This window comes from Bifidobacterium commune (assembly GCF_900094885.1).
Lineage (GTDB): Bacteria > Actinomycetota > Actinomycetes > Actinomycetales > Bifidobacteriaceae > Bifidobacterium > Bifidobacterium commune.
In genome coordinates, this window is the sequence record NZ_FMBL01000001.1 from 678,255 (window position 1) to 694,087 (window position 15,833).

Annotated in this window: 15 protein-coding genes; 5 read left to right on the top strand and 10 right to left on the bottom strand. The window is 51.5% G+C overall.

Going from position 1 to position 15,833, the window contains the following annotated elements; genetic code table 11:
• Window positions 1–126: 126 nt before the first annotated feature.
• From GA0061077_RS02705 to aroC, 4 genes are all read right to left on the bottom strand, one after another.
• Window positions 127–1,806, bottom strand: a complete 1,680-nt coding sequence (locus tag GA0061077_RS02705; protein WP_091847354.1) for a CTP synthase — start codon at window positions 1,804–1,806, stop codon at window positions 127–129.
• 220 nt (window positions 1,807–2,026) lie between these two features.
• On the bottom strand, window positions 2,027–2,473 hold the full coding sequence (locus GA0061077_RS02710) for a type II 3-dehydroquinate dehydratase (protein WP_091847355.1): 447 nt from the start codon (window positions 2,471–2,473) through the stop codon (window positions 2,027–2,029).
• Window positions 2,474–2,612: 139 nt separating this feature from the next.
• Window positions 2,613–4,241: a bifunctional shikimate kinase/3-dehydroquinate synthase gene (locus GA0061077_RS02715; protein ID WP_091847356.1), complete on the bottom strand. Its 1,629-nt coding sequence runs from the start codon at window positions 4,239–4,241 to the stop codon at window positions 2,613–2,615.
• Between the two features lie 82 nt (window positions 4,242–4,323).
• Window positions 4,324–5,511, bottom strand: a complete 1,188-nt coding sequence (gene aroC, locus GA0061077_RS02720; protein ID WP_091847357.1) for a chorismate synthase — start codon at window positions 5,509–5,511, stop codon at window positions 4,324–4,326.
• 105 nt (window positions 5,512–5,616) lie between these two features.
• Here aroC and GA0061077_RS02725 point away from each other — a divergent pair, with 105 nt between their 5' ends.
• Window positions 5,617–6,066, top strand: a complete 450-nt coding sequence (locus GA0061077_RS02725; protein WP_091847358.1) for a hypothetical protein — start codon at window positions 5,617–5,619, stop codon at window positions 6,064–6,066.
• A gap of 16 nt (window positions 6,067–6,082) precedes the next feature.
• On the opposite strand, the gene mltG is transcribed toward GA0061077_RS02725, so the two are convergent.
• From mltG to GA0061077_RS02755, 6 genes are all read right to left on the bottom strand, one after another.
• Window positions 6,083–7,261: an endolytic transglycosylase MltG gene (gene mltG, locus GA0061077_RS02730; protein WP_091847359.1), complete on the bottom strand. Its 1,179-nt coding sequence runs from the start codon at window positions 7,259–7,261 to the stop codon at window positions 6,083–6,085.
• Window positions 7,262–7,285: 24 nt separating this feature from the next.
• The gene (ruvX, locus tag GA0061077_RS02735) at window positions 7,286–7,741 is read right to left on the bottom strand and encodes a Holliday junction resolvase RuvX (RefSeq protein ID WP_091847360.1); all 456 of its coding nucleotides are present in this window, start codon (window positions 7,739–7,741) and stop codon (window positions 7,286–7,288) included.
• 7 nt (window positions 7,742–7,748) lie between these two features.
• Window positions 7,749–10,430, bottom strand: coding sequence for an alanine--tRNA ligase (alaS, locus tag GA0061077_RS02740; protein WP_091847361.1), 2,682 nt, complete (start codon window positions 10,428–10,430; stop codon window positions 7,749–7,751).
• A 167-nt stretch (window positions 10,431–10,597) separates the two neighbouring features.
• On the bottom strand, window positions 10,598–10,834 hold the full coding sequence (locus GA0061077_RS02745; RefSeq protein WP_091847362.1) for a hypothetical protein: 237 nt from the start codon (window positions 10,832–10,834) through the stop codon (window positions 10,598–10,600).
• A 2-nt stretch (window positions 10,835–10,836) separates the two neighbouring features.
• On the bottom strand, window positions 10,837–11,262 hold the full coding sequence (locus tag GA0061077_RS02750) for a DUF948 domain-containing protein (protein WP_091847363.1): 426 nt from the start codon (window positions 11,260–11,262) through the stop codon (window positions 10,837–10,839).
• 86 nt (window positions 11,263–11,348) lie between these two features.
• On the bottom strand, window positions 11,349–12,023 hold the full coding sequence (locus GA0061077_RS02755; protein WP_091847364.1) for a histidine phosphatase family protein: 675 nt from the start codon (window positions 12,021–12,023) through the stop codon (window positions 11,349–11,351).
• Between the two features lie 366 nt (window positions 12,024–12,389).
• Here GA0061077_RS02755 and trpX point away from each other — a divergent pair, with 366 nt between their 5' ends.
• From trpX to GA0061077_RS02775, 4 genes are all read left to right on the top strand, one after another.
• Window positions 12,390–13,439 (top strand): tryptophan ABC transporter substrate-binding protein, encoded by a 1,050-nt coding sequence (gene trpX / locus GA0061077_RS02760; RefSeq protein WP_091847365.1) that lies wholly within the window; start codon window positions 12,390–12,392, stop codon window positions 13,437–13,439.
• Window positions 13,436–14,359, top strand: coding sequence for an ABC transporter permease (locus GA0061077_RS02765; RefSeq protein ID WP_091847366.1), 924 nt, complete (start codon window positions 13,436–13,438; stop codon window positions 14,357–14,359). Before trpX ends, GA0061077_RS02765 begins: the two co-directional genes overlap by 4 nt.
• Complete coding sequence (locus GA0061077_RS02770) at window positions 14,356–15,210, top strand: ABC transporter ATP-binding protein (RefSeq protein ID WP_091847367.1); 855 nt, start codon at window positions 14,356–14,358, stop codon at window positions 15,208–15,210. Before GA0061077_RS02765 ends, GA0061077_RS02770 begins: the two co-directional genes overlap by 4 nt.
• A gap of 191 nt (window positions 15,211–15,401) precedes the next feature.
• Window positions 15,402–15,791 (top strand): phage holin family protein, encoded by a 390-nt coding sequence (locus GA0061077_RS02775; RefSeq protein ID WP_091847368.1) that lies wholly within the window; start codon window positions 15,402–15,404, stop codon window positions 15,789–15,791.
• Window positions 15,792–15,833 lie beyond the last annotated feature (42 nt).

Consider the following 15,833-nt stretch of genomic DNA (forward strand, 5'->3'; position numbering starts at 1 on the left):
CACAAGGTTTCCTTTTATCAAGTATCGCCCCAAAAAATCACAAGACCCCACCGAAGCAGGGTTTTGTGATTTTTGCTGTTCCACAGCCATTGCCGTGACCTAATGAATCGGCTACTAACTTCGCACTCAGTCCTCCACAAAACCACTCTTGCGAGCTTGCTTATGTTCGAGCGCAGCCTTTACCAAACCTTGGAACAACGGATGAGGCTTGGTCGGACGCGACTTGAACTCGGGGTGTGCCTGTGTTCCCACATAAAAGGGATGTACATCACGTGGCAACTCGACAAATTCGGTAAGATCGCCGTCGGGGCTTTGCCCTGAAATATCAAGCCCGCCTTCACGCAGTCGGTCCTTGTATGCAACATTGACTTCGTAACGGTGACGATGACGTTCAGTGACATTGGTCGTACCATAAAGATCAGCAACCAGCGAACCATCCGTCAAAACCGCAGGATACGAACCAAGGCGCATGGTATGCCCCATATCACCATTGGCAAGGATATCTTTCTGCTCCTCCATCGTTGCAATGACCGGATTCTTGCAATCGGTCTCAAACTCTGAGGAACCAGCATCTTCAAGCTCAAGCACGTTGCGCGCATACTCGATGACAATGCACTGCAAACCAAAACACAGTCCCAACGCAGGCAACTTGTGCACACGCGCATAACGCAGGGCGCCGATCTTGCCTCCGACACCACGGGTACCAAAGCCGCCGGGAACGACGATGCCGTCCATATCACGCAACGCTGCATCGGCACCAGCTTCAGTTTCACACTCATCGGCGGTCACAAGTTTTACATTTGCTTTGACATAATTGCCAAAACCGCCCGCCTTGACGGCCTCGATGACTGAAAGATAAGCATCAGGCAGATCAATGTACTTGCCCACGATGGCGATGCTGACTTCTTCCTTCGGGTGATGCACACGCTCAAGAAGTTCATCCCATTCGGCCCAATCTACCTCATGCGCAGGCATTTCCAGTTGACGGATGACATAAGAATCAAGTCCCTCATTGTAAAGAATCTTCGGCACATCGTAGATGCTCGGGGCATCCACGCAATTGACGACACCTTCCTCGTCCACATCGCACATCAGGGCGATCTTGTCCTTGATGTCGTTGTTCAACGGACGATCGCTACGCAGCACGAGCGCATCAGGAGTGATACCCAGCTGACGCAGCATCATGACGGAATGCTGCGTGGGCTTTGTCTTGAGCTCATGGGCAGCCGGAAGGTAAGGCACTAGTGAGACATGAACAAACATGCAATTGTGTTGACCAAGTTCGCGTTTGACTTCGCGCGCGGCCTCAAGGAACGGCTGAGATTCGATGTCGCCTACGGTGCCGCCGATTTCGGTGATGATCACATCGACATCATCCGCAGCCTGGGCACGCATTCGGCTCTTGATCTCGTTGGTAATGTGAGGAATAACCTGCACACACTGCCCCAGATACTTGCCGGCGCGTTCCTTCTCGAGCACAGACTGATAAATCTGTCCTGTGGTGACGTTTGCCTTCTGAGAAAGAAACACATCCAAGAACCGCTCATAGTGACCGATGTCAAGATCGGTTTCGGCACCGTCTTCGGTGACATAGACTTCGCCGTGCTGGAACGGGTTCATCGTGCCCGGATCGACGTTAATATAAGGATCGAGCTTCTGCTGAAGGACTCTAAGACCGCGGCTTCTTAATAGACGTCCAAGTGAGGATGCTGTAAGCCCTTTACCGAGGGACGAAACGACGCCGCCAGTGACGAAAATGTGCTTGGTGACATGTCCATGGGAATCATCATGTTGTTCTTTTGCCATGGGACTTCAGCATATCAGTCGCTCTTGACTCGGCGTGTTCGCAGACAAGCCTCCTCCCATCATTCATTCCTCTGACGGCGCAGTGTCTTCACCGGCTTAGGATAGAACGTCATACGGATTCGATTTGAAGCATAAATTCACATTCGTTCACGACTCAAGCAAGAACCGCTGTTTGCTTGGTAAATTGCAGAATCCAACCGTTGGAGCAACGGCGTCAGCATCACTCGGCAAGCAGATGCGCTACGGCGTCGAGAGCGAGTTTGTAGCCGTAGAATCCCATTCCTGTGACCGTCGCGGTGGCCACTGGGCTGATGACACTATATTTGCGGAACATGTCTCGAGCCGAAGGATTGGAGATATGCACCTCAATCAGCGGCAAGCCCGCTTTAGTGACCATTTTTGCTGCATCCGACAGACCATAGCTGTAATGAGTGAACGCCGCGGGATTCATGACCACCGGGGTCTGCTGATCGACAGCCTGGTGCATCCAACCGATAACCTCGGCTTCATCGTCCGATTGGCGCAGTTTCACTTCAAGACCGAGCGATGTCCCCCATCGCTCACAGTCTTGACGAAGCGTTTCCAAATCCTGATTTCCGTACACATCGGGTTCACGTACTCCCAAACGTCCAAGATTTGGCCCATTAACGACAATTACCTTGGTCATTGCATGTCCTTTGCTTATTGATTGATCGTTAACCGATAGCTGTATCGCTGCCCTAACATCGCTTTTATCAACATATGCAAGAGCATTCGAAAAAATCACTCATAATCGTATCGACTCTGAGCTGTCCAAAAAGCAATCATCATGACGTTTGAATCCGATCAAACGCTTCAACAAGTGCTTCCATAGGAGGATCTTCAAGATGAATCGGATGTCCAATACCGTCAAGGATAACGAATCGCAACGTATTGCCACGAGCCTTCTTGTCCTTGTGCATCAATGCCACAACCTCATCCCAGCTCCCGCCGTTCCACGACGTGGGCAAACCAAGAGACGACAAAATCGAACGGTGCAGATCAACATCCTCCTGATCGAGATAGCCGAGAATATGCGAGAGTTCGGCGGCGTAAACACAACCGACCGCTACCGCATTCCCATGACGCCATCGGAAATGTTCAAGCTTTTCAATGGCATGAGCGAGAGTGTGACCATAGTTCAGAAACTCACGCAAACCGGTCTCTTTGAGGTCGTTGGAAACGTGATACACCTTAACTCGTACTGTGTGCTTGATGAGCTCTGAAACCACATCTTCAAGCGATGAGCCAAGGAATGCGTCGCCGTCAAAGTTCCTCAAATCCTCAGCATAATCACGCAGAATCTCAAGAATCTCCGCGTCTCGGATAAACCCTGATTTGGCCACCTCACCAAGTCCCTCGATGAAAATATCGCGCGGTAGCGTCTTGAGCGCACGCAGATCAGCAAGCACGCCGGCCGGGGTATAGAACGAACCGACGAGATTCTTACCCTCTTCGGTATTGATTCCGGTCTTTCCACCCGTTGAGGCATCAACCATAGCCAGCAGCGAGGTCGGGCAATTCACATAACGAATTCCTCGCATCCAGGTTGCTGCCATGAAACCGGCGAAATCGGTTGTTGCGCCCCCACCCAGACCGATGATGGCATCCGAACGGGTAAAGCCCCGTTCTCCAAGCTGTTTCCATATCATTTTCGCCACATCAACGGTCTTGCCGCTTTCGGCATCTGGAATGACCATGTCATGGACTTCATAGCCCGCCTGTCGTAGAAGTGCACGTGCCTGATCACTATGACGCTGTACCGATTGTGTATGAATCAGCGCGATTCTCAACACATCGTCGCCGATTATTTCCACCAAACGGTTCAATGCACCTTCCCCGATGCAAACGTCGTAGGGTTCGATATCCGAACCGGTGACATGGACGATGTGTTCCCGGATCATGTTGCTCAACTTCCTTGCCGCCATGCGCGGCGTCGAACCATGCGTACGTACACGAAGATTGGCGATGTCATGGAACACCGGATCGCGCTCCTCGTACAGTTTCATCCAGCGTTTGTCCGCATCACCATTGAGCATCGGACGATTGCCGCTGCGGGAAGCTCGCTCCATGGCCTCACGCTTGTCTGCTTCCAGATAAACGACCTTACCGCCGTCGGCGGTGTAATCGGCCAACGCTTCTCGGATGTCGACATTCATCGGCGCCCCTCCGCCAAGTGCCAGTAACCCCTCACAGGATTCAAGAAGGTTGATGACCGTCTGCGACTCTAACTTTCTGAAAGCCCGTTCCCCATATTGATCGAAATACCGGGAAATTTTCATCCCGATTTCCTTTTCGATTTCAATATCGGTATCAGTGAAATCAACATCAAGAATTTGCGCCGCTTCACGCCCGACTCGTGTCTTGCCGGCACCAGGCATGCCGATAACCACGGCCAGCGGACGATGATCACTCATGATCGTTGCACCTTATCGCTCTCTGCATCGCATACTTCCCTATTTCGGCATCACACTCGCCAACCCGTTCGGTTTCTGACATTCATCGCATGTGCTGTGGCCAGGAATCGAGATAATTTTGAGCATTACGCCGAGTTTCCTCAACGTTGTCACCACCGAATTTCTCAAGTACGAACGAAGTAAGCGTCAGACGCACCATCGCCTCCGCAACCACAGAGGCAGCCGGCACCGCGGTGGTATCGGAACGCTGATTGATGGCCTTTGCTTCCTCACCCGTCGCAACATCCACTGTACGCAAAGCTCGCGGAATGGAAGGAATCGGCTTCATTGCAGCACGAACACGTATCGGTTGCCCATCCGACATGCCACCTTCGGTACCGCCGGAACGATTGGAATAGCGTCCTATACAACCACTTTCGTCGACGAACATCTCATCGTGAGCTTCGGAGCCGAAACGATCGGCCTCTAGGAAGCCATCTCCAATCTCGACACCTTTGATGGCCTGAATCCCCATCAGCGCCTGCGCCAAAGCCGCATCAAGCCTGCGATCGCTCTCCACATACGTACCCAGTCCGGCAGGGACATTATAGGCGATGACCTCAATTACACCGCCGAGTGTGTCTGCTCGCGACTTGGCCTCATCGACCTTTTCCAACATGCGCTTTTCTGCATCCTTGTCCAATGTGCGGACCGGAGAAGCATCAAGCGTCTCAAGATCATCGGGCGTCGGCAACGGAGTCTCCGAAGAGACTCTTTCACCGCCGAGTGAGACAACGTGCGCAATGGTGCGAATATCAACCGCCTGTTCAAGAAACTTCGCCGCAACGGCACCCAGAGCGACACGAGAAGCTGTCTCACGAGCACTTGATCGTTCCAGCGCGTTTCTCGCATCATCAAAGCCGTATTTACGCATTCCTGTCAGATCGGCATGTCCAGGACGCGGACGGGTCAAAGGTTCGTTGCGTCCAGTCGGCTCAAGATCATGGTCAAGGGGATCGGAGCTCATGACTTCCGTCCATTTGGGCCATTCGGTATTGCCGATCTCGATAGTGAGCGGCGACCCCAAGGTTCGACCATGTCGAAGGCCGGTCAGCATTCGAACCTCGTCCTGCTCAAACTTCATACGTGCGCCACGACCATAGCCCAACCTGCGCCTCGCCAGCGCATCCACGACATCCTGCGAACGTACCTCGATACCGGCCGGAAGACCTTCAATCATGGCAACCAATGCCTCACCGTGTGACTCACCCGCAGTCTGCCAACGCAACATGCCTACTCCTTGTCAAACCTTGACCAATATATTCTCATCTTGAATTTTCCGCATTTTCGCGTTTGCGATTCGCCAAAATATGAATGTAGAACCTATCTTACCGATATGGCCTACATTGAAACACTACCGAGTCTGATCTGTGGACTTTTGCTCGCAATCAAGGACCTTCGTCATTTCCTTGTACCACGCACTTGGGTTGCAATCGGTTCGATGAGTCAATTTGCTGTTTTTGTGCTTGTTGCCGTTATCCGATGTGATCCCGCTGAAGCTTTTCTGCCCCTTTGTTATGCAATCCTCACCGCAACTGTTCAATTTGTTCTGTCTCGGTTCAGGCAGGAGACGTTTGGGTTGGGAGATGTTACCGCATCTTTTATGATGGCCCAAGCCGTCGGCGCTTTCGGACTGATGGCCTATTTGTTTTGGTGGCTCATCATGAGCGGTTTGGGCATACTCTGGATTGCCTTTTGGCAGGTTATGCATAGTGTCAGCAAAGCCACCAAAGCGCCTTTCGTGCCGGTAATCGTGATATCAGCCATCATTGCATCACTGTTGTAAGAGCAAAACTCACTTTTCAGTTGGCATTCGGATTCTGCGTCTTGTACTCTTGGCGAATTTTACTGAATTCATCTTCTGTTGCAACGAATTTAGTCTCGCCCGTCTGCAGATTGGTTGTAACAAAATAAAGCCAATCCCCTTGCACGGGATTCATCGCAGCCTTAATTGCGTCGTCTCCCGGTGTGCTGATCGGCGACGGGGGCAAGCCCTTGTTGATTCGTGTGTTGTAAGGGTTTGAGGCGTCGCTGAGCATGGCGTCGGTTAATTTGTTTGCCGTCACGTTGGCGCCATAAGCAACCGTGGTATCCATACCGAGTGGCATATTATGGTCAATTCGGTTGAGAATGACGCGCACCACCTTGCCGTAATATTCAGAACGATTCACTTCACATTCCGCAATTGAAGCCATAGCGAGGATATTTTCACGTTCTCCCCCGGCAGGCACATGAAGACCGTCAAGCTTGGCAACTCGTTTATCCACGAGTTGCTTCAAAATAGAGCTTGCAGTGGTGCCCTTCTTTTTTACGTCATAAATACCAGGCTCAAACCACCCCTCAAATTTACCACCTGCTTCCGGCGGGAGAATACCTTGTCCTCCTGAGGAAACAACGGCATCAAACTGAGCCTTATCGATTCCGGACAGTTGGACCGCGTGATCGATGACATCGGTGCTGCGCTCTCCGGCTTTGACTTCAAGGAAGCCGGTCGCCTTGGTTTTATCGGATAGTATCTTCACAACAGCAACCGATGGCAAGTGCTTTTTAAGACGGTACATGCCCGGATAGAGAATGCTGTTGTTGGCAGACACTGTGCTCGCGAAAGTATCGGCGTTCTTAACGATATCCGCCTTGACAAGTTTTTGTGCAATTGAGCCCACTCCCTCACCTGTATCGACGGTGAACCAGACGTCTTCAGTTCCGGAACCGGTGTAATCAGTGGACTCGTTCTGAAAATCATGTTCTAGATGCCGGAACGCAGCCTTTGCTCCGAAGAAAGCGCCGCCGCCTACAACCAGTACAACGACAAGAGCGATGGCAGTAATCATCATTTTGCGTCGACGCTTGCGGCGACGTCGCTGACGCATCTCATGACGTGACACGGGCGGTTTCGGGGGCTGAAGATTGTTGGGCTGGGCTTCGTTTGAATCAACCCACTGTGCATGGGTATCAAACAATTCATTGAAGTCGTTAGGCATGAAATCCTCTTTCTGTGCGAAACGTCATTCACACGCATCCAAAGCCGACTGGAGAATAATAACAGCCGACTGTTGGTCTACCACAGGCCTATGGTTTCTACTTTGAACCTTGGCAACGCTTAACTGGCGGTGCGCACTCACCGTACTGAGTCTCTCATCCCGGAAAACGATTTCAGGAATCGTTTTGATCGTATAATCGTCGCTATGGACGGCAACTTCCAAACGTTTAACAAGATTACCCGCCCAACGTCTCGCCTTTTTTGCACTCTTCCCCTCTTCACCGTTCAGCTGGAGCGGTAGACCGATGACCACAAGATCGATATCAGTATGGTCATCGATGAAGTCAACAACTTGGTCCAACGCACGGAATGAGTCACCATTTGCTTCGATATTGCCTTCCGGGTGCGCGAAGGAAAGCTCAGGGTCGCTCATTGCCAAGCCAACCCTGGCATCTCCCAAATCGACACCAAGCCATACCATCGGTAGTTCAGTCCTTGCGCACGACCTGACGCAACGCTTTGAGCGCCTCGTCTATCTTGGATGCGTCAGAACCGCCACCCTGAGCAAAGTCCGGCTTGCCTCCGCCACCGCCGCCGAGTACCTTAGAGGCAACGCGAACCAGATCACCCGCCTTGAAACCGGCTTTACGAGCGTCATCGTTGGTCGCCACAGCAACCATCGGCTTTCCTTCCTCACTGACACCGGAAAGCGCGATAATCGTAGATTTCTTATCTCCGATTTTGGAGCGAAGATCCATCACGGTTTTACGCAATGCGTCGAAAGAGCCGAAATGACCGACATTGGAAACAACCAGTTCCACAACCGAATCAGCATCTGCTTCGGCTTGCGCAACCAACCCGGGAATGGCCGCCTCAAGCCGGGCCTCATACAGTGTGTTCAGTCTCTGATCAGTCTCCTTGACCTTGGCTTCAAGCGAGAGCACACGGTCGTACAGTTCTTCTGGACGAACCTTGAATTCGTCAGCAAGACCGGTGACGGTCTTATGTTGTTTATTGTTGAATTCGTAGGCTTTCTTGCCCATGAAGGCTTCAATACGGCGTACACCAGAACCCACTGAAGACTCCGAAGTGATGACGAACTCACCGACCTTTCCGGTCGCGTTCAGATGGGTGCCACCGCACAACTCACGACTCCAAGCATCCTCGCCAATGGTAACCACTCGTACACGGTCGCTGTATTTTTCACCGAACAAGTGCATGGACCCGAGATCCAAAGCCTCCTGATACCCCATCTCTTCCATGGTAACCGGCAAATCATCGCAAACGCGTTCAACAACACGTGCCTCTACCTGATCAATCTGCTCACGGGTCAAGGCTGCGGGCCATTGGAAATCAAAATGTAGATAATCTGGAGCCACCAGAGAACCGCGCTGAGTGGCCTGATCCCCAAGTACCTCACGCAATGCCTTGTGCAACATGTGAGTGGCGGTGTGAGAACGCGCAAGTCCCCTGCGACGTTCCTCGTCGATGGAGGCATTGACTTGGTCACCGACGCTAAGTGTGCCTTCAGTCAAGCGACAGCTTTGAACAATCAAATCCTTAATGGGCTTCTGCACATCATCGATTTCAAGTACAGCGCCATCGTCGGAAATCATCTCTCCTTCGTCGGCCAACTGACCGCCCTGCTCCGCATAGAACGGCGAACGATCAAGAACAATCTCGACGTTAGCCGGTCCTTCGACCTGTGTTACGCTGCCCGCTCCCTCGACAAAAATGCCAAGGACGGTGGATCGACTGGAATGTTCCTTGTAACCGACGAATTCGATCGGATTGGTCAACGTTTTCTTGAAATCATCGTAAACACTGAGGTCCACATTATGGCGTTTTTTCAGTGCATCGGCACGAGCACGCGACTTCTGTTCGTCCATTAGTTCACGGAAGCCCTTTTCGTTGACGTTGACACCCTGTTCGCCAGCAATCTCGAGCGTGAGCTCAATGGGGAAACCATACGTGTCATGCAGCGTGAATGCATCTTTGCCGGACACTTCACCAGCATTCGACTGCTTGGCTTTCTTAACAGCGGCGTCAAGGATGGTGGTGCCGTTTTCTAGCGTACGACGGAAGGCGTCTTCCTCACCATAAGCAGCCTCTGAAACATCGTGGAACGTATCGTTCAATTCCGGATAGCTAGCCTCCATCGCCTCTTTCGAAATCGGAAATAGAGTTGGCAGCACAGGCTCATTTACACCCAGCATCTTCATCGAGCGCACAGTGCGACGAAGCAAACGACGCAGTACATAACCACGGCCGACATTGCTCGGGCGCACACCATCACTCATAATCATCAGAGCACTGCGGACGTGATCCGCCACAACACGGAAACGAACATCGGACTGTTCATCTTCACCGTACCGATGTCCGGAAAGCCTTTCAGCCGCCTCGATGACCGGATAGATTTCGTCGGTCTCGTAAATGTTTTCCTTGCCCTGAAGCAAGTAGGCAATACGCTCAAGACCAGCACCGGTATCAATGTTCTTGTTGTCGAGTTCGCCAACGATATGCATGTCGGTTTTCGACTTGACATTATCCACCGCGTAGTTCTCGAAAACCAAATCCCAGATTTCGATGTAGCGGTTGTCGTCGACGCTGGGCCCGCCTTCCTTTCCGTACTTGGGGCCACGGTCGACGTAAATTTCGGAGCAGGGACCGCCGGGGCCTGGACCACCTGTGGTCCAGAAGTTATCTTCCATGCCAAGGATTTCCATATGTTCCGAATCCATGCCCTCATTCACCCAGAGCGAGCGCGCCTCATCGTCGTCGGTGTAAGTAGTCACCCAAAGCGTTTCAGGGTCAAAGCCTAAGCCGCCCTTGTCTTGCGGCATCGTCAGCAAATCCCAAGCATAATGAATCGCTTCGGCCTTGAAATAATCACCAAAAGAGAAGTTACCCAGCATTTGGAAGAACGTTCCATGACGTGTGGTCTTGCCTACCTCGTCAATATCGAGAGTTCGCACGCACTTTTGGTTGGAAGTAACACGACGATTCGGAGGGGTCTGTTCACCAAGCAAGTACGGAATGAACGGCACCATGCCAGCTATGGTAAACAATGTCGTGGGATTAGGCGAAATCAACGAGGCCGAGGGAAGGACCAAATGGTCTTGCTTCTCGAAATAATGCTGGAACCGACTGGCGATCTCAGAGGTGCGCATGCTGCTCCTTGCTTCACTCGCAACATTTTCGTTGCGATTCTATTTGCAGATTTAAAATGACTAAATGAAAATATTCGTCTACACAGCATTCATATCTGTATTGACTCCAACCGAACTTGTCACGTCGCAAAGCGACAAAATCGTTGAATGATAAGCTAGGCAACCAATCAGCTGAGCCTGTCGGCGTATTGCGCGTTGAGTTGCTCTTCCCGTGCGATACGTGTTGCGTTGAATTCCTCGAACAGTCCGCGAAGCGAACGTTGCATAACGTGATCTTGATCGGGACCGAGTAGAAATTGACGTGCCTTGTCAGGAGTGTTGGCCCTCACGTAGGCTTCGGCCTTCGATACCGCTATCACCCCAAGAACAGCGCCTACAGATACCCAAAAGAGTCGTTTAAACATCGTTACTTCACTCCGCCTTTCGCATTACCCGCCGTGGATCCTCCCACTTTCGTGTCACCCATCGGGCTCTTGCCTTTTTGGTTCATAAAACTACCTGCTGCGGATTTGAGCGCATAGAACGAAGATGCCACTTTGATGACCGGCTTGCCGAGGAACGAGCTATAGAGATCCGTAAGAGCACCGATGTTGTCCGCCGTGGTCGAAGCAGCGGAAGAGATCTTGTTGATATCCTCAAGCGACTTGTTGACTTGGCGTACGGTAGTCACACCCTCGTCGAGCGCAGGAATAGCATGGTCGCCCGATTCCTTGACGGTCTGCGCAAGCTGGTCAAACAACTTGCCCAGTCTGATGAGCGGATAAATCAGGAACCCTGCCAACACAGCAAATGCTGTGGCGGCAATAAGTCCCGCAATGTCCCCAATACTCATGTAATCCTCTTTCAGCTATAATCTCGTGAGGCTTCAACATTATTACCGTCTCACGTTACCCAATGGCCGCGACGCTGCCCAATAAATCATTGGTTGTAAGAAACCACTTTCACTGCCGATTCGATTGGCCTGTCGGTATCAAAATGCAGCATGGTGACACTGCCATTTGCGGGCCGTTCGGAAAGATCATAGCCTTGGGGCGCAAAGCGATGCATCAGGCTTAGCAACGTATTCCCGTGCGAAATTTGAAGAATATCATCGCCATCCTTGAGTGCAGGATTGGCAGCTATGAGCGCAAATCCCTCCTCCACCCGTTTCCAATATTCATCGTCACTCTCGGCGTCGTGGAACGGATCGGCTTCCTTAAGAAAGTCCCGAGTGGCCGCAAGACCATACCTCTCAACAATCTCGTTGTATGATTTCGCGCCGTGTGGGGCACCAGCCGCCCACCATGCCATGTTCATATCCTGACCTTCGAAATATCCATAGCATTGCTCGCGAAAATGTATATCGGCAACAAGCCGGGGACGAGTATGACCGGCATTCTCATTCATATCGAGAATACGAACGGCGGTCTGCTCGGCACGTGTGGTATCGGAACAATAGGCAAAGGCGAAATCGATGTCTTCAAGCTTTGCTCCAGCCTTGTCCGCGTCCATGAGACCGGATTCAGTCAACGGAGAATTCGACCATCCTTGCAGACGGTTGTATCGATTGAAATAGGTCTGCCCATGGCGAACCAGATGAAGATGCAACAACATAATCGTATTATCTCATATATTAGGCACCGCTACGAGCAACTCGACCATTTTGTTCATACGTTCCCCTAACCTCGAAATATATTTGGAAGCGCCAGGAAAGGAGAGGCAATGACGAACGTGTCATTACGACTCTCGTCGCGTTTCGATTGGCGTGGCTGGCGCAGCTAACACAAACGTTAAGCAAACCAGAACTCACTATCGTGCCTTCGCAGGAACATCATTCATTCAGTCGCATAATTATGTGCTGCAAGCGGTGTCTGTTGAAAACGGCCGTTCTTACATTTTTTGCAGTTGCGGCATTACAACCAACACCACACGTCACCCTGGCCCAGAACACGAACGAACAATCGAAAGAGCAACGAAACCATGAATAACAACCATCATCAACCCGCCCGCGGCAGAGCTTTGACCGCCACCATCATCGTCATTGCACTCATCCTCGTAGGCGACTTCGTCTACCAACTTGGTAAACACAACACATCAGGCGAAAACTCTTCGAAGCATCAAATCGCACGCGTCGGCATCCTGCAATATGTTAGCCACCCCGCACTAAACCAAATTCACAAAGGTGTCGTCGACGGTCTGAAAAAAGAGGGATTTGTAGACGGCAAGAACATCCAGATCTTCGACCAGAACGGACAGGCCGATCAAAGTAAACTCGCAACAATGAGCGAGCAGCTTGCCAACAAGAAGTCTGACGTTCTAGTCGGCATCGCCACTCCTGCCGCACAGGCACTGGCCAATGCCACCTCATCAATCCCAATCGTGCTTGGCGCCGTCACCGATCCTGTTGCAGCAGGACTGGTGAAAGATATGAAAACCCCAGGCAAGAATATTACTGGAGTATCAGATCAGCCACCAGTGACTTCGCAGATCCAGCTCGGCAAAACCCTTATGCCTCAAGCCAAAACAGTCGGTATGCTCTACTCCTCCACCGAAGCCAACTCCAAGTCTCAAATTGATACCGCTAGCAAAGCAGCCAGCGATTTGGGAATGCAGGTGAAGAAATTTGCCGTCCCGTCAAGCAACGAAATAGCCCAAACCGTGCAGGTGATGAGCGACCAGTGTGACTTCATCTATATTCCTTTGGATAACACCATTGCCAACGCAATGCCTACCGTCACCGACGAAGCCAACAAGAAACAGCGTCCCGTAATCACCTCGGTAGATACCATGGTTCGGCAGGGAGGTCTGGCAACCATCGGTGTCAACCAATACCAATTGGGGCTCGAAACAGGACGAATGGCCGCTGAAATACTGAAGGGATCGAGCAAGCCGGCGAATACACCCGTCTATACGTTCAGCACCGGAGACACCATCATTAACAAGGACCAAGCTCGTAAACTGGGCATCGAAGTGCCGGAAAGCGTGCTGAAGAAAGCCATACTCGTAAACACGGAAGCAGGCAAACAGTGATTGTTTCATCCATCGGACAGGGCATGCTCTGGAGCATGCTCGGCTTGGGCATCTTCATGACGTACCGTATCCTCGGATTCCCCGATATGACGACCGAGGGTTCGTTCCCCTTAGGCGGAGCAGTCTGTGTGGCGGCTATCAGCGCAGGCGTGAACCCATTCCTCGCCACATTGCTGGGAGTCTTGGCCGGCATGTGTGCGGGATTGGTGACAGGACTGCTGTACACCAAAGGCAAGATTCCGGTTGTTCTGGCGGGTATTCTCGTCATGTCCGCACTCAATTCAGTGATGCTCTTCGTTATGAAGTCCCCAAATCTTTCCCTGCTGAACCTCCCGAAGATACAGGATGTGCTTATCCCGCTCAATCTTCCGGAAAACTTTGACACGATCTTCATTGCTCTGTTTTCGGTATCGATCGTCATCGGGTTGATGTCCCTCTTCTTCAACACGGAATTCGGCCAGGCATACATCGCCACCGGCGACAACGAATCCATGGCCAAATCGCTGGGCATTCACACAGAGAGAATGACCAATGTCGGACTGATGCTTTCCAACGGTCTTATCGCACTTTCCGGTGCGCTCATTTCTCAACATGACGGTTACGCCGACGTAAGCAAAGGCGTGGGTACCATCGTCATCGGCCTTTCCTCCATCATCATCGGCGAAGTGTTATACGGAGAGCTTTCCTTCCTGCAGCGTATGCTCGCCACGGTGGTCGGCAGCATCATCTACCAACTGTTGATTCTTCTGGTCATCCGTCTCGGCTTTGACACCACGTACCTCAAGTTTTTCTCAGCCATCGTGCTCTCGCTGTGCATGCTCATTCCACAGTTCAAGAGGGCATTGCATCTGAACACGGGATTCGAACAATACTTCAAAAAAAGCAGCGCTGTTGTTTCTAACGGAAAGGCAAAGGCATGAACAGAGCGATCACAGGAGAACTGAACGAAAACGATGCCGTCTTCACATCAGAAAGTGCTGAGAAGCTAGATGCTGGCAATACGAACAACATTCGTCTGGCGCTTGAACACTGCTCAGTGAAGGTTGACAACGGAATCAATGACACCAAAGAAATCCTTGTTGATGCCAATCTTGCGCTAAAACTTGGAGATTTCGTTACCGTCCTCGGAGGCAACGGCGCCGGTAAAAGCACCTTGTTCAACGTCATTTCTGGCGGTATTCGCCCAACCACCGGGCAGGTGTTGTTCAACGGAGAGAATGTTACTTCAACTTCGCAAGAGGTGCGAGCCAAATACATCGCACGCGTTTTCCAAGACCCTAAAATGGGTACGGCGCCGCGTATGACAGTAGCGGAAAATCTGCTGCTCGCTACTCGTAGAGGCCAGAAACGACGGTTCAAGATGCGTGAAATGGCTGCGAATCATGTTCGCTTTCTTGAGCTGTGTAGGGGCATCGGCAACGGGCTTGAGGAACATCTCAACACCCCTGCCGGCAATCTTTCCGGTGGCCAACGACAGGCATTAAGTCTCATCATGGCTACCATCACCAAGCCTGACCTGTTGCTGCTCGACGAGCACACTGCGGCTCTTGATCCAAAAACAGCTAAGCAACTCATGTCCATCACCGCGAGCACCGTCACCGAGCAGCACCTGACTTGTCTGATGATTACACACCGTCTCGATGACGCCCTCAAATACGGCAACCGACTCATCGTGCTGCAAAAAGGCCAAATCGTTCGGGATCTCGACGCCAAAGCGAAGGCGGATCTGACCATGAACGACCTTCTAGAGTTTTTCGAAGACGGCTTCTAAACTCGAGGAAGAATTTGCAGAACCGATATCGGATCCGGCATGAAAAGCCATGCATTTTATTTATGCATTTTCATACCGATTTTGTTATTTTCTGCAGTTCTGCCTGTCTGCAGCAATGAACCAGTATCCGCAGATTCCACCAGTAGCTAATTGGTTGAGAGAAGCGGGTTTCCTATTGTCATACTTATCTTATGAAACGTTTTTTTACCCGCTGGTTTATCATGACGATCGCAGCAGCCGTTATGGTACTGCTCATTCCCAGTATGCACGCGATCGGAACCCCTCCGATTCTCGGCATTGCTGCATTTGCGTTGTCCTTGGCACTGGTCAATGCGGCGGTGCGGCCAATACTAAACTGGGTAACACAGATTTTTGCACTGCCGTTGTCGATAGTTTCGCTCGGACTAATTTCCCTGCTGTTGTACTTGGTCGTCAATTGGTGGTGCATGCGCATGGCATCATGGATTTCTGTATCGCTGTTTGGTGTAGGAGTGATGGTTTCAGGCTTCTTTGCCTCGATTATGGGCACCATCATTATGTCAATAGTCTCAACTGTGGTCAACGCAGTTATCAGACAATAACCGACAGTACAACGCCAAGGGCCCTGTGAGCGCGAAACTCAC

Excerpts from the sequence above, each read along its gene's own strand:
- alaS (WP_091847361.1), bottom strand. The coding sequence starts at position 10,430 with ATGCGCACCTCTGAGATCGCCAGTCGGTTCCAGCATTATTTCGAGAAG.
- ruvX (WP_091847360.1), bottom strand. The coding sequence starts at position 7,741 with ATGGTATGGCTTGGTGTCGATTTGGGAGATGCCAGGGTTGGCTTGGCA.
- mltG (WP_091847359.1), bottom strand. The coding sequence starts at position 7,261 with ATGCCTAACGACTTCAATGAATTGTTTGATACCCATGCACAGTGGGTT.
- GA0061077_RS02745 (WP_091847362.1), bottom strand. The coding sequence starts at position 10,834 with ATGTTTAAACGACTCTTTTGGGTATCTGTAGGCGCTGTTCTTGGGGTG.
- trpX (WP_091847365.1), top strand. The coding sequence starts at position 12,390 with ATGAATAACAACCATCATCAACCCGCCCGCGGCAGAGCTTTGACCGCC.
- GA0061077_RS02755 (WP_091847364.1), bottom strand. The coding sequence starts at position 12,023 with ATGTTGTTGCATCTTCATCTGGTTCGCCATGGGCAGACCTATTTCAAT.
- GA0061077_RS02710 (WP_091847355.1), bottom strand. The coding sequence starts at position 2,473 with ATGACCAAGGTAATTGTCGTTAATGGGCCAAATCTTGGACGTTTGGGA.
- GA0061077_RS02705 (WP_091847354.1), bottom strand. The coding sequence starts at position 1,806 with ATGGCAAAAGAACAACATGATGATTCCCATGGACATGTCACCAAGCAC.
- GA0061077_RS02775 (WP_091847368.1), top strand. The coding sequence starts at position 15,402 with ATGAAACGTTTTTTTACCCGCTGGTTTATCATGACGATCGCAGCAGCC.
- aroC (WP_091847357.1), bottom strand. The coding sequence starts at position 5,511 with ATGTTGCGTTGGCAGACTGCGGGTGAGTCACACGGTGAGGCATTGGTT.
- GA0061077_RS02750 (WP_091847363.1), bottom strand. The coding sequence starts at position 11,262 with ATGAGTATTGGGGACATTGCGGGACTTATTGCCGCCACAGCATTTGCT.
- GA0061077_RS02770 (WP_091847367.1), top strand. The coding sequence starts at position 14,356 with ATGAACAGAGCGATCACAGGAGAACTGAACGAAAACGATGCCGTCTTC.
- GA0061077_RS02725 (WP_091847358.1), top strand. The coding sequence starts at position 5,617 with ATGGCCTACATTGAAACACTACCGAGTCTGATCTGTGGACTTTTGCTC.
- GA0061077_RS02715 (WP_091847356.1), bottom strand. The coding sequence starts at position 4,241 with ATGAGTGATCATCGTCCGCTGGCCGTGGTTATCGGCATGCCTGGTGCC.